The organism is Streptomyces sp. WMMC500 (assembly GCF_027497195.1).
Taxonomy (GTDB): domain Bacteria; phylum Actinomycetota; class Actinomycetes; order Streptomycetales; family Streptomycetaceae; genus Streptomyces.
Genome location: NZ_CP114905.1, coordinates 6,711,084 through 6,724,296 on the forward strand (window position 1 = coordinate 6,711,084; position 13,213 = coordinate 6,724,296).

A 13,213-nucleotide genomic window follows, 5' to 3' on the forward strand; every position below is an offset into this window, starting at 1 on the left:
CGGCGCGCCCGATGATGGCGAGGGCATCCTGCCCGTACGTGGCGCGGAGGCAATCCCGCGGCGAACAGCGGGACACGGCGCCGGGACGGCACGCCGTCCGCGGTGCCCCGCCGCCGCGGTCAGGTGCTCCGCTTCCGGGCATGCGAAAGCCGGCGGCCCCACCCAGCGGGGCCGCCGGCCGGTCTCGCGGCTCAGGTCGTGTCGTGGCTTCCGTGGGCCGGAGTCTCGCGGGTCGGCTTCATCGCCTCCGCGTTGTGCTTTCCGGCCACCGTGCCGTTGGGGTTCGTCACCACCAGCAGCCCCGCCACACCCATGTCCGCGTGGCTCTGGACGTGGCAGTGGTACATCCACCGCCCGGAGCCGACCAGTTCGCCCGCGACGAACTGGAAGCCGAACGAGTCGCCCGGCCCGACGATCTTGTTGTCGATGACGGGAGTCGGGTCGTCCACGCTCGTCAGCATGCCCGTGCGGTTGTCCGCCCAGCGGTGACCGTGTAGATGGAACGTGTGGTAGAACTCGCCGTGCGTGATCATGAGGACCTCGCACCGCTCGCCGAGGGTGGCGGTGAAGTCGGGCCCGTGGCCGGCGACGTTGTTGATGGTGTTGTCGTTGAAGACGATGACGAACTGCTTGTCGGGCAGCTTGTCGCCGCGCCGGCGGACGATCAGCCCGCCGTACAGCCCGCGCTTGACGCCGCCGGACCCGTGCGGGGTGCCGACCGCGTGGTCGTGGTAGTGCCAGTAGCCCGCGCTGCCCGGCTGGATGGTGCCGTCGCGGCGGGTGCCGGCGGTGTGCGAGTGCCAGACGTAGTTGCGCGAACCGCCCGGCGGCACCGCGCTGTTCGTCATCGGCGTGCCGTCGTTGTCGATGTCGTAGTCGACGCCGTGGACGTGCAGGCTGGCCTCGATGTCGAGGTTGTTGACCACCTTGATCATCATGCTGTCGCCCTCGTACATCTCCAGCAGCGGGCCGGGGATGGAGGGCTTGCCCGGTTCGAGACCGTAGCCGAGCTGGCCGTCGGGCATGGCGTCGATGTACAGCGTGATCCGTTTGATCTCGCCGAGAGGCTGGGGTCGCGGTTCGTCGCTCGACCCGGTGACCGTCGCTCCCGAGGTGGACAGGGCGACCGGGGTCGCCAGTGCGGCCGCGGCCGCACCGCTCGTGAAGGACCTTCTGGTAAAGACATTGCGCGGCATGGTGGCCCCCGCCTTCTCGCGCGTTTGTGACTCGTCCCTGACAGCCGCTCATGGTAAGGGCTTGCCAGGTCTTTGCCCATCCTCAGGACAAAGTTCGAACCGAATCCGGCTGTAGGCATTGGCAGTTCGCCAAAAGAGGTCTAACTTCCTACGGCGGCGCAGCTATCCCGCAGCATCCCGGGACGAGGTGGGAGGACCATGCGACGCAGGGGAAACGCCCTGAGCTGGGCGGCCGGCGCATCGGCCGTGGCAATGACGGCAACGCTCCTGGCAGGAGCGCAGGCCGTGGCGGGGCCGTCGGACGGCGGACCGCTCGCGGCCGGCAAACCGCCGGGCAGCGCGGCCGCTTCGGTGCTCGTGTTCCACCGGGTCGACGGCGATCAGCATGCCGTGACCCAGGCGGGCATCGAGGCCATCGAGGCGATCGGTGCCCAGGGACCGGAGACGTTCACGGTGACCGCGACCGACGAGGTCACGGCGTTCACCGACAAGAATCTGGCAAAGTACAACGCGGTCGTCTTCCTGTCACCGGGCAGCGACCGGCTCAACACCGTGCAGGAGCAGTCGTTCCAGCGCTTCGTCGAGGCGGGCGGCGGGTTCCTCGGGATCCATGACGCGGCCCGGTCCGAGCCGGAGTCCGACTGGTTCACGGGCCTGATCGGCAGCCGCCCCGCCGGCACCCCGGGCGGCGCGCAGGAGGCCGTCGTCGAGGTCGGCGACCGGCTGAACCCGGCCACCAAGGACCTGCCGCTGGAGTGGTCGCGCAGCGACGTGTGGACCAACTGGGAGACCAACCCCTCCGGCAGCGTCCACACCGTCGCGCGGGTCCGGGAGAGGACGTACGATCCGGGCTCGACGGCCAACGGCTGGGACCACCCGATCTCCTGGTGCCGCGACTACGAGGGCGGGCGTTCGTTCTACACCGGCATGGGAGGCACCGCCGCCGGCTTCGCGGAGGAGAACTTCCGCTCGCACCTGCGCGGCGCCCTGCTGTGGACCACCCGCCAGGCGCAGGCCGACTGCCAGGCGAGCATCACCGCCAACTACGAGGCGACGCGGCTGACCCAGCCGAACCAGCCGAACCAGCTCGACCAGATCGGCGAGCCGCACGGCATCGACATCGCCGACGACGGCAAGGTCTACTACATCGGCCGCGGCGGCCGGTGGTCCGGCGCCCCCGTCGACGTCGACTGGAACAGCGCCGAGATCGGCAAGGGCCCCGGCACGGTCCACATGTGGGACCCGGAGACCGAGCAGGTGACCGCGGTCGGGACGCTCGACGTCTTCGGCAACAAGGGCGGCGGCGACGAGCTGGTCAAGGTCGAGGAGGGCCTGCTCGGCATCGCGCTCGACCAGGACTTCGCCACCAACGGCTACGTGTACCTGCACTACACGCCGCACGCCGGCGTCGACCGCGCCGCGCACATGGCCGAGCGGCGGGTCTCCCGGTTCACCATCGACCAGGCGACCCAGAAGCTCGACACCGCCTCCGAGAAGGTGCTGCTGTCCTGGCCCGTCCAGGTGCACAGTTGCTGCCACGCGGGCGGCGACATGGAGTGGGACTCCAAGGGCAACCTGTACATCGCCACCGGTGACACCAACTCCTCGCGGTTCAGCGACGGCTACTCCGGCAACAACCCGGAGCCGAACTTCGGCGGCGTGTCCTTCGCCGACGCGCGCCGCACCGCGGGCAACACCAACAACCTCAACGGCAAGATCCTGCGGATCCACCCCGAGGCCGACGGCACGTACACCATCCCCGAGGGCAACCTCTTCACCGGCGACGAGGGCGACGGCGACCAGGCCAGGCCCGAGATCTACGTGATGGGCGTACGCAACCCGTCCCGCATCGAGATCGACGCGCAGGACCGGCTCTACGCCGGCTGGGTCGGCCCCGACGCCGGCTCGCCCAGCACCACCTGGGGCCCGGCGAAGTACGACACGTTCGCCGTCATCACCAGCGCGGGCAACCAGGGCTGGCCGTACTGCATGGGCAACTCGCAGCCGTACCGCGACCGCAACCTGCCCGACCCGACGCAGCCGCTCGACTGGTACGACTGCGACAACCTCAAGAACACCTCGCCCAACAACGACGGCCTGACGGACATCCCGCCGGCCCGTGACAACAACATCTGGTACTCGCCCCAGGGCGGCGGCCCCGACTACCCGCGCAACGCGGACGGGGTGCCCAGCTACAACGTCGGCGAGGCGCAGTACCGGCTGCCCTGGCTCAAGGGCGGCGGCCAGGCGGCCATGACGGGCCCCGTGTACCGCTACGACGCCGACTCCGACAGCACGGTCAAGTGGCCGGAGTACTGGAGCGACAAGTGGTTCGTCGGCGACTTCTACGACCAGGACCAGCCGCGGCACGCCGTGGTCATGGACCCGGCCAACGCCGGTAACGGCGGGCTGCCCGTGCACGCCGAGTCGCTTGACAAGATCATCCCGGTGGGCGACGGCGGCATCCGCAACCTGATGGACTGGAAGTTCGGCCCGGACGGCGCGCTCTACGTGCTCGACTACGGCCGCGGCTTCTTCAACGCCGACTCGGCGTCCGCCCTGTGGCGAGTGACGTACAAGGGCGGGCCGGCGACGCCCCTGCCCGAAGACCTGATCACGAAGGGGAGTCGATGAGATCCGGAGCTCTGACCGCGGGGGGACCGCGGCGGGCGCTGATCACTCTGGTGGCGGTCTGCCTGGCACTGCTCGTGCCGGGCGGGCTGCCCGCCGCGGACGCGGCGGCGCCCGACGAGGCCAGGGCGGCGCAGACGCTGACCTGGACCGCGGGCGACAGCATCACCGAGTACACGTCCGCGCCCACGACGGCGGTGGCCGGGGAGACGACCATCGTCTTCGAGAACAGCGCCGCCACCGGCAACACCACCGGCATGGTGCACACGCTGACCTTCGACACCTCCACCGCGGGGTACAACCACGACGTCAGCCTCAACCTCCAGGCGTCGCCGAACGACCAGAACGGCGGCAAGTGGACGGCGACGGTCGACCTGAAGCCGGGCAAGTACCGCTACTACTGCGCCATTCCCGGCCACCTCTCGATGGCCGGCGAGCTGATCGTCACGGACGGCGGCGGTGAGGACACCACGGCGCCCGAGACGGCGGCCGAGGTCACCGGCGAGCAGGACGCGAACGGCGCGTACCTGGGCAGCGGGACGGTCGAGCTGTCCGCCACCGACGACATGTCGGGGGTCGACCGCATCGACTACGCCGTCGACGGTGCCACGGACTGGACCGCGTACGAGGCGCCCGTGGTGGTCAACACCCCGGGCGAGCACACCGTCAGATACCGCGCCACGGACAAGGCGGGAAACACCGCCGAGGAGAAGTCCGTGACCTTCACGGTCGTCGAGGCGGACGACACGACGCCGCCCACGGTCACCGCTTCGCTCAGCGGTGAGCAGAACGAGGACGGCGCGTACGTGGACATGGCCATGGTCACGCTGACGGGGGCCGACACCGGCGGCTCCGGTCTGGACAGGGTCGAGTACTCGCTGGGCGGCGGCGCCTTCCAGAGGTACACCGACATGCTGCACGTCCAGACCCTCGGCGAGCACACGGTCAGCTACCGGGCCACCGACAAGGCGGGCAACTCCTCCGAGGTCGGGACGGTCACCTTCACGGTCGTCGAGAAGTACCCCAACCCCGACCCGGACTGCCCGGAGCTGGACTCCCGTCCGATCGTCTTCATCGGCGAGTACGACACCCACGTGCCCAACCGCGTCACCGCGAGCGGCTGCACGATCAACGAGGTGATCGAGGACGAGAAGGCGTGGAAGACGCACCGGGCGTTCATGACCCACATCCGGGAGACCACCGACGAGCTGTACGCGGACGCCGTGATCGACGGCGAGGAGCGCCAGGCGCTCCGCGTGACGGCCAAGGCGTCCGGGATCGGCAAGCCTGGCCAGAACGACGGCTACACGCCGATCTTCACCGGCACCGAGAACTCCTTCTCCAAGTGGGACCACGTCGGCGGCGGCAGCTTCCACCTCAACGAGGACGGCTCGATGACCAGCGGGACGACGGTCGGCGGGCTGGGCATGCTGTGGTACCCCGAGGCCCAGTACGAGGACTTCTCGCTCAAGCTGCAGTGGCGCGACGACGCGCCGGGTGACGGGCGCGCCAACTCCGGCGTCTTCGTCCGCTTCCCGGACGTGCGCGACCACCCGGACGAGTCGCGGCCCGAGTGGGTGGCGATCAAGTACGGGCACGAGGTGCAGGTCTTCGACTCGGAGGCCGGCGACCAGTACAAGACGGGCTCGGTCTACGGCTTCGACCTGGTGAACCACGGCTCGGCCGGGGTGACGCCGAAGGGCACGTGGAACGACTACGAGATCCGGGTGGTGGACCAGCACTACGAGGTCTATCGCAACGGCGTGCTCATCAACGAGTTCGAGAACGCCCCGGGCCAGCTCTTCTCGCCCCCGCGCGCGGACGACCCGGGCACGGACGGCCGGCAGCACGCCAAGGGCTACCTCGGCCTCCAGGTGCACGGCACCACGGACGTGGTCTCGTACCGCGACATCCGGATCAAGCCGCTGTGACGTATACGGTCGGCTGAGCTGACGCGGGTCCCGGTGGGGGGCGGTGGCACACACCGCCCCCCATCAGGCGTTTCGAGGGTGTTCCAACCGGCGCCCGGGCTGAAACGTCCGTTCGCCACGGGATCGAAACCGCGCCGGTGCGCGCACCTCGGTGGGATAGTCGGTCCGTTCGGTGTCCACGGTCCCGAAGGAAGGTGATGGCCCGTGGTGTTCGCCATGGGATTCTCCGCATACGGCGGAGCCGAGGTGCTGCGCCGCATCGACGTCGACGTGCCGGCGCCGGCCGCCGGCCAGGTGCGTGTCCGCGTCCGGTGCGCGGGCGTCAACCCGATGGACTGGAAGCTGCGCAGCGGGCGGATGGCCGCCGTCCGGCCGCTGAGCCTCCCGCACGTCCCGGGGCTGGAGGCCGCGGGCATCGTGGAGTCCGTCGGCCCGGACGCGGACCCGTGGCGGGTGGGCGACGAGGTGCTGGGGCCGGTGAGCGCCGGGTACGCGGTGCAGACGCTGGCCCGCGCGGACCGGCTCGTCGCCAAGCCGCCGGGGCTGCCGTGGGAGCTGGCCGGCGGCCTGCCGACGGCGTCGGAGACCGCGTACCGCACGCTGACGGCGCTGGGCGTGGCCAAGGACGACACGCTGCTCGTGCACGGCGCGGCGGGCGGGGTGGGCAGCCTGGCGGTGCAGTTCGCGGTCTCCGCGGGGGTGCGGGTGATCGGTACCGCGAGCCCCGGCAACCACGACTACCTGCGCTCGCTGGGCGCGGAGCCGGTCGCGTACGGGGAGGGCGTGGGCGCGCGCGTACGGGAGCTGGCGCCGGACGTCAACGCGGTCCTGGACGCCGCGGGCCGGGGCGTGCTGCCGGAGTCGGTGGACCTGGCGGGCGGCGCGTCACGGGTCCTGTCGATCGCGGACGCGGCGGGTGCGCAGGCCGTCGGCGCGCGGTTCTCCAGCCAGGCGGACGGCGAGGACCAGCATGTGGCGGGGATCGAACGGGCGTTGGCGCTGTACCGCGACGGCAGGCTGCACCTGCCCGTGTGGCGGGCGCTGCCCCTGGCGGAGGCGGCGGACGCACACCGGGAGAGCGAGGGGGGCCACTTGCGCGGCAAGATCGTCCTGGTGGCGGCGGGCTAGCGGCCGGCGGTCCGGCGGGCGGATCCCGCCGGGTCCGGGTGCGCGGCGGGAAGGGCGGGCCGGCGCGCGGGCGGCTGTGCACCGCCGGGTCGGAGAGCCGGGCCGGGGGCTCAGCGGGGTGAGGCGCGGGCCGGTCCGGGCGCCCCACGGCCGCGCCCACGACGCTGGAACCGCTACCTGTCTTACGTTCGGCCTCCCGGCCGGACCGCCGCGGGCAGCGCCGCGCGGGGCGGGTCAGCGGGCCAGGCTGAAGGTTTCGGACGGGCGCGGTGCGGGATTCCGCGGCCAACCGACGGGAGCGTCCGCCGCCTTGGCGGCCTGCCGCTGCGTGGCTGCCCGGTCGGGGCGCGACAGCAGGACGACGCCACGGGCGGCCAGGGCCGTTGCCGTCAGGGCCACCGCCGCGCCCAGCGCGCCGCCGGCCAGGTGTTCGCCCAGCAGCGTGAGGCCCACCGCCGCGCAGACCGCCGGGTTGACCAGTGTCGCCGTGGCCAGCGGGGCGCCCAGGCCGCCGCGGTAGGCCGCCTGCGAGAGCATCAGGCCCGCCGGGGCCAGCGCCGCCACCGCCAGGCCCGTCAGGATCGTGAAGGCGTCGGGGCCGGGGCGTACCGCGACCGTCTGGGTCAGCACCGAGCCGGCGCCGAAGGCGATGCCCGCGGCCGTGGCGTACGCGAGGCCGGCCGCCCGCGGGCCCGCACCGCGCGCCGCCGCGCCGAGCACGGCCAGCGCCGCGGCGGTGGCCGCGACCGTGCCGAGGACCTGCGCCGGGGTCAGCGCCTCGACGTGCCCGCCGCCCCGGACCAGCGGCAGCACCCCCGCCAGGCCCGCCAGCGTCAGCGCCGCGCCCCGCCACCGCACCGCCCCGACCCGGCGCCCGGTGCAGGCCGCCTGCAGCGGCAGCGCGAGGACCAGGGTGAGGGCGCCGAGCGGCTGTATCAGGGTGAGCGGCCCGTACCGCAGCGCGAGCACGTGCAGCGCGGCGCCCGCGACGTTGAGCCCGACCGACAGCCACCACGAGCCCCGCGTGAGCGCCGCCCACACCCCCGCGTCCGTCTCCCGGCCCGCACCCGCGACCCGCTCCTGGAGCACGGCCGCCCCCGCGTACGCCGCGGCGGACGCGAGGGCCAGCACCAGTGCTGCCGCGAGGCCGTTCATGCCGTTCATGTCCCCTCCGGTGGTCGAGCCGTGCCCCGACGGTACGAAGTGTTGCGGTCAGATCCTGTCCGCAAGTCGTCGCTGCCGTCGTGTTTGTGGACTGCGCGGGCCGCCCGAACTCATCGGAGGGAATCATGGGCACCGTGTCCTCCCTGCTGTACGACGACTCCGTCCTGCCGCCCGGCCCCGTCCAGTTCCAGCTCGTCCTGCTGCGCCGCATGCAGGACTTCCAGCCGGAGCTCGTCGCCGACGCCCTGCGCGCCCTCGGCGTGCCGCGCTCCGCGATGCGGGAGGCCAACCGCCGCTGGCAGGGCCGGCTCCGCGCCCGCGGCGGCCGGGAGCCCGGCGCCGCGCGGGCCCGGGACTTCGCCGCGCTGCTCGGGCCCGCCGTGTCCGAGACGCGGCGCGCGCACGGCGACATGACGGTGGACGTGCACGTGTGGCGCGTACCGCTCTGGCCGGACCTGCGGTTCGAGGCGACCTGCGGCGTGGGCGGGGTCGCGCTGAACGCGTGGCTCGTCCGGGCCCCGGACGCGGCAGGCCCCGCGCTTCGTACGCTCGCCGATCTCGCGCCGTGGGGCTGCACCGTCGACGAGGTCGCGCGTGCGTTCCCGCCCGCGCGGCCCCGCGAGGCTTCCGCCACGCATCGCTTCGCGCTGGCCTTCACCGCGCGGGAGGCGCCGGGCGCGCCCGGTGAACCGCGGGCGTGCACGGCCGAGTTCGCGTGGGGGCTGGTGCAGCGGTGGGCCGTCGATTAAGGATCGCTTACCGATCCCTTCAACGAATTCTCGCTGGTGCTGCACAGTCTTCCGCGGGGAGACTGGGAGACATGATCACACCGGACACCAAGGACTGGACCTGGGTCCTCGACCGGCCGTGCCCCGAGTGCGGCTTCGCGGCGGCGGAGATCCGGGCGCAGGACGTCCCCGCGCTGACCCGGCAGTGCGCCGTGCGCTGGGTGCAGGTCCTGGCCGACGAGCCGGCGCGGCTGCGGGCGCGGCCCCGGCCGGACGTGTGGTCGGCGCTGGAGTACGCGTGCCACGTGCGCGACGTGTTCCGGCTGTACGACGAGCGGCTGCGGCTGATGCTCACCGAGGACGGCCCGCACTTCGCCGACTGGCCGCAGGACGAGACGGCGGTCGAGTCCCGGTACGGGGAGCAGGACCCGCTGCGGGTGGCCGCGGAGTTGTCGGCGTGGGGGGAGACGCTGGCGGAGCACCTGGACGAGGTCGGCGAGGGGGAGTGGGGGCGGACGGGGTTCCGCAGCGACGGCGCGGCGTTCACGATCGACACGTTCGCGCGCTACTTCGTGCACGACGTGGTCCACCACCTGTGGGACGTGGGCGCACCCCTGGACCGGTGAGCGGCTCCGCCGGGGGCGGCGGGGTAGAGGAGGGTTTTTCCGGGGGCTGCGCCCCCGGACCCCCGGCGCGACGGTGTCGCCGGTGGTCTCGTCCACCTTCCCCCTCCGTCGCCCGTTGTCGTCACCGTACGTAGGTCCGGCGAGGCCCTGAGCCCGTCGGCGGCACCGTCGGTTTCGGCCACCACCACTCCCGCGTCCCCCGTCGGCCGCCCCCGGAACACCGCTGCCCGGCCCACCCCGACGACTACTGTGCGTAGCCGGAAAATGCTGAACGGAAGCAGTCGGAAGCGCCTGATTGCAGGCAGGTCACGGCAGTGGCCTAGACCTGTTCGCGAGAGGCGCCCCTCGGTAGGCTGACGCCCAGCGCACGCTGGATGATCTTCATCTGGTCGTTAAACCAGCGCCGAGGACAAAGGGGTTCAACAGTGAGGACAGTACGGTTGATCAGTGCCGGCGCAGCGGCCTCTGCGCTGGTGCTGGGGCTTGCGGCATGCGGTGATGACGGGGGTAGCTCGGACGGGACGACCACCCTCAAGCTGGTGGCGGCCGACTACGGGGACAAGGCCTCGAACGCGTCCAAGGTCTACTGGGACGACGTCGTCAAGCGCTTCGAGGCGAAGAACAAGGACATCAAGGTCGACGTCCAGGTCATCAACTGGAACGACATCGACGCCAAGGTCAAGACGATGATCCAGGGCGGGAACGTCCCGGACATCCTGCAGACCGGCGGTTACGCGGACAAGGTCGCCGACGACCTGCTGTACGAGGCCGACGAGGTGCTCTCGCCGAAGACGAAGTCGAACCTCATCGAGTCCTTCGCCAAGGCGGGCGAGGTCGACGGCACCCAGTACGGCATCCCGTTCGTCTCCTCGGCGCGGCTGATGTTCTACAACAAGGAAGTCCTCGACAAGGCCGGCGTGGAGGTCCCGCAGACCTGGGACGACGTCGCCGCCGCGGCGGAGAAGATCAAGGACGAGAACGCCGCGGAGATCCCCTACGCGCTGCCGCTCGGCCCGGAGGAGACCCAGGGCGAGACGATGATGTGGGAGCTGGGCAACGGCGGCGGTTACACCGACGCCGAGGGCAACTACACCATCGACAGCAAGCAGAACGTGGAGACGTTCGACTGGCTGCAGGAGAACCTCGTCGGCCCCGGTCTGACCTACGAGAACCCCGCCACCACCGACCGCAAGACGGCCTTCGCCGACTTCGCCGCCGGCAAGGTGGGCATGCTCAACGGCCACCCGACGCTGATCCAGATGGCCAAGGACGGCGGCGTCGACTACGACGTGGCCCCGATCCCCGGCAAGGACGGCCCGCTGGACTCCACCCTCGGCGTCGCCGACTGGATGATGGCGTTCAAGGACGGCGGCAAGCAGGAAGAGATCAAGAAGTTCCTGGACTTCGCGTACGCCAAGGAGAACACGCTCAAGTTCGACGAGATGTACAACCTCATGCCGGTGACCACGGACACCCTTGAGGAGATGCAGTCGAGCGGCAAGCACAAGGACCTGGAACCCTTCTTCGAGGTGCTGCCGGCCGCCGAGTTCTACCCGCTGGGCAACACGAGCTGGGACGTGGTCTCCGCCGAGATCAAGAAGTCGGGCGGCAAGGCCGTGTCCGACGACCCGGGCGACGTGCTGGGCGAACTGCAGCAGAAGGCCGAGGACACCGCAGCCGACATGGGCGAGTGACCCGGCACGGGTGCTGAACACCCCTCGGTGACCGTACCGGGCCGGGCCGCCGCGCCTTGAGCCGCGCGGCGGCCCGCCCCCGGCGCCGTCACCCCGGCACCCCTCGCGCGAGCGCGCGTACGACGCGCCGCCGCGCCCCCGTAGTCCCCGTGCGGTCCCCGGGCCGCCGTACCCGCAAGGAGCCCCCCGTGCCCGTCACGGTCAAGGAGCCCGCGGCCGATACCGGCCCCGGGCCCGGCGGGCGGAAGACCGGGCCGCAGCGCCGCCGTCGCGGCGGCCTCGCCCGGCTCGGCCCGCTGCCCTGGATCGCCCCCGCCATCCTGCTGATCGTCGTGGTGGTCCTCTGGCCCATCTACGAACTGATCCGCACCTCGTTCCTCAACGTCAGCATCAGCGGATTCGTCCGCGGCTCGGCCGGCACCGAGAAGTACCGCCAGCTCTTCGACGAGTCCGGCTTCGGCAGCGTGCTGACGATGACAGTGGTATGGACCGTCGCCGTCGTCGGCGTCACCATGCTGCTCTCGCTCGGCCTGGCCCAGTTGTTCAACAAGCCCTTCCCGGGCCGCACCGTCACCCGCTGGGCGCTCATCGCGCCGTGGGCCGCCTCGGTGCTGATGACCGCCATCGGCTTCCGCTGGATGCTCGACCAGACCGCCGGCGTGCTCAACACCCTGATGACCGACATCGGTCTGATCGACGGGCCGAAGGACTGGCTGGGCGACCCGGCGACCGCCTGGCCGTGGATGATGTTCGTCGCGGTCTTCGTCTCGCTGCCGTTCACCACCTACACGCTGCTCGCCGGGTTGCAGACCATCCCGCACGAGGTGTACGAGGCCGCCCGCATCGACGGCGCCAACCCCCGCCAGACCTACTGGCGCGTGACCGTGCCGCTGCTGCGGCCGGCGTTCCTCGTCGGCTTCGTCATCAACCTCATCAACGTCTTCAACTCGTTCCCGGTCATCTGGGCCATGACCAAGGGCGGCCCCGGCAGCGACACCGCCACGACCACGGTGTTCATGTACCAGTTGAAGGACACCGACATCGGCGAGTCCGCCGCGATGTCCGTCGTCAACTTCGCGATGGTCGTCCTACTCGTCCTGATCTTCCTCAAGGTCAGCCGCTGGAACAAGGAGGACGCATGAAGGTCTCCGCGCCCTCAGGCACACCCGGGGAAGCCGTCGCCGCGGAAGCCGGCGGCACAGGCGGCAGGGCCGGCGGCGCCGGCAAGGGCGGCAAGGGCGCCCCCAAGGCGCGCAAGTACGGCCCGCGCACCCTCGTCATCGCCGCGAGCGCCTGGATGCTCGCGGTCATCTTCATCGCGCCGTACGTGGAGATGATCATCACCGCGCTGCGGCCGGCGAACGAGCTGCGCGACCGCACGTACCTGCCCACGTCGTTCGAGTGGAAGAACCTGGTCGACGTCTGGGAGGAGTCCACGCTCGGCGACAACCTCCAGGTCACCCTGCTGATCGCGGGCGGCGCCACGCTGCTCGTGCTGCTGGTGTCGCTGCCGGCCGCGTACTACACGGCGCGCGTGCGCTACCGCGGGCGCAAGGCGTTCCTGCTGCTGGTGCTGGTCACCCAGATGTTCCAGCCCACCGCGCTGCTCATCGGCCTCTACCGCGAGTTCCACCAGCTCGACATGCTGAACTCGGTGTGGACGCTGATCCTGGCCAACGGCGCGTTCAACCTCGCCTTCGCGATCTGGATCCTCACCGCCTACATCTCCTCCATCCCGGCGGAGCTGGAGGAGGCGGCGATGGTCGACGGCACCGGGCGGTTCGGCGCGCTGTTCCGGGTGACGCTGCCGCTGGCCATGCCCGGCGTGGTCACGGCGCTCATCTTCACGTTCATCTCGACCTGGAACGAGTTCGTGATGGGCCTGACGCTGATGACCGAGCCGGAGAAGCAGCCGCTGACCGTCGGCATCAACAACTTCATCGGCAACTACACCGTGGAGTGGAACTACCTCTTCGCGGCGTCGGTCGTCGCCATCCTCCCGGTCGTCGTGCTCTTCGCCTTCATCGAGCGGCACGTCGTCTCGGGTCTGACGGCCGGCTCGGTGAAGTAGACCCCGACCCGCACCCCGCCCGCCGGCGCGCCCACGCGCCCGGC

At 71.3% G+C, this 13,213-nt stretch carries 10 protein-coding genes; 8 read left to right on the plus strand and 2 right to left on the minus strand.

Features of this window, described 5'->3' with window-relative positions; translation table 11 throughout:
• Nucleotides 1-191: 191 nt before the first annotated feature.
• On the minus strand, nucleotides 192-1,196 hold the full coding sequence (locus tag O7599_RS28865) for a multicopper oxidase domain-containing protein (RefSeq protein ID WP_281618534.1): 1,005 nt from the start codon (nucleotides 1,194-1,196) through the stop codon (nucleotides 192-194).
• A gap of 285 nt (nucleotides 1,197-1,481) precedes the next feature.
• Here O7599_RS28865 and O7599_RS28870 point away from each other — a divergent pair, with 285 nt between their 5' ends.
• The 3 genes from O7599_RS28870 (at nucleotide 1,482) to O7599_RS28880 (ending at nucleotide 6,886) form a co-directional block, all read left to right on the plus strand.
• Nucleotides 1,482-3,830, plus strand: a complete 2,349-nt coding sequence (locus O7599_RS28870; RefSeq protein WP_281618535.1) for a ThuA domain-containing protein — start codon at nucleotides 1,482-1,484, stop codon at nucleotides 3,828-3,830.
• Nucleotides 3,827-5,758, plus strand: coding sequence for a family 16 glycoside hydrolase (locus tag O7599_RS28875; protein WP_281618536.1), 1,932 nt, complete (start codon nucleotides 3,827-3,829; stop codon nucleotides 5,756-5,758). Before O7599_RS28870 ends, O7599_RS28875 begins: the two co-directional genes overlap by 4 nt.
• Nucleotides 5,759-5,965: 207 nt before the next feature.
• On the plus strand, nucleotides 5,966-6,886 hold the full coding sequence (locus O7599_RS28880; RefSeq protein ID WP_348652570.1) for an NADP-dependent oxidoreductase: 921 nt from the start codon (nucleotides 5,966-5,968) through the stop codon (nucleotides 6,884-6,886).
• 234 nt (nucleotides 6,887-7,120) lie between these two features.
• On the opposite strand, the gene O7599_RS28885 is transcribed toward O7599_RS28880, so the two are convergent.
• Nucleotides 7,121-8,050 (minus strand): DMT family transporter, encoded by a 930-nt coding sequence (locus tag O7599_RS28885; RefSeq protein ID WP_281618538.1) that lies wholly within the window; start codon nucleotides 8,048-8,050, stop codon nucleotides 7,121-7,123.
• 134 nt (nucleotides 8,051-8,184) lie between these two features.
• Here O7599_RS28885 and O7599_RS28890 point away from each other — a divergent pair, with 134 nt between their 5' ends.
• The 5 genes from O7599_RS28890 to O7599_RS28910 all read left to right on the plus strand — a co-directional run bounded on the left by O7599_RS28890 (nucleotide 8,185) and on the right by O7599_RS28910 (nucleotide 13,169).
• The gene (locus O7599_RS28890; RefSeq protein WP_281623556.1) at nucleotides 8,185-8,799 is read left to right on the plus strand and encodes a hypothetical protein; all 615 of its coding nucleotides are present in this window, start codon (nucleotides 8,185-8,187) and stop codon (nucleotides 8,797-8,799) included.
• 71 nt (nucleotides 8,800-8,870) lie between these two features.
• The gene (locus O7599_RS28895; RefSeq protein ID WP_281618539.1) at nucleotides 8,871-9,404 is read left to right on the plus strand and encodes a DinB family protein; all 534 of its coding nucleotides are present in this window, start codon (nucleotides 8,871-8,873) and stop codon (nucleotides 9,402-9,404) included.
• A 440-nt stretch (nucleotides 9,405-9,844) separates the two neighbouring features.
• Nucleotides 9,845-11,098, plus strand: a complete 1,254-nt coding sequence (locus O7599_RS28900; protein ID WP_281618540.1) for an extracellular solute-binding protein — start codon at nucleotides 9,845-9,847, stop codon at nucleotides 11,096-11,098.
• 188 nt (nucleotides 11,099-11,286) lie between these two features.
• Complete coding sequence (locus tag O7599_RS28905) at nucleotides 11,287-12,240, plus strand: sugar ABC transporter permease (protein ID WP_281618541.1); 954 nt, start codon at nucleotides 11,287-11,289, stop codon at nucleotides 12,238-12,240.
• Nucleotides 12,237-13,169, plus strand: coding sequence for a carbohydrate ABC transporter permease (locus O7599_RS28910; RefSeq protein WP_281618542.1), 933 nt, complete (start codon nucleotides 12,237-12,239; stop codon nucleotides 13,167-13,169). Before O7599_RS28905 ends, O7599_RS28910 begins: the two co-directional genes overlap by 4 nt.
• Nucleotides 13,170-13,213: the final 44 nt, after the last annotated feature.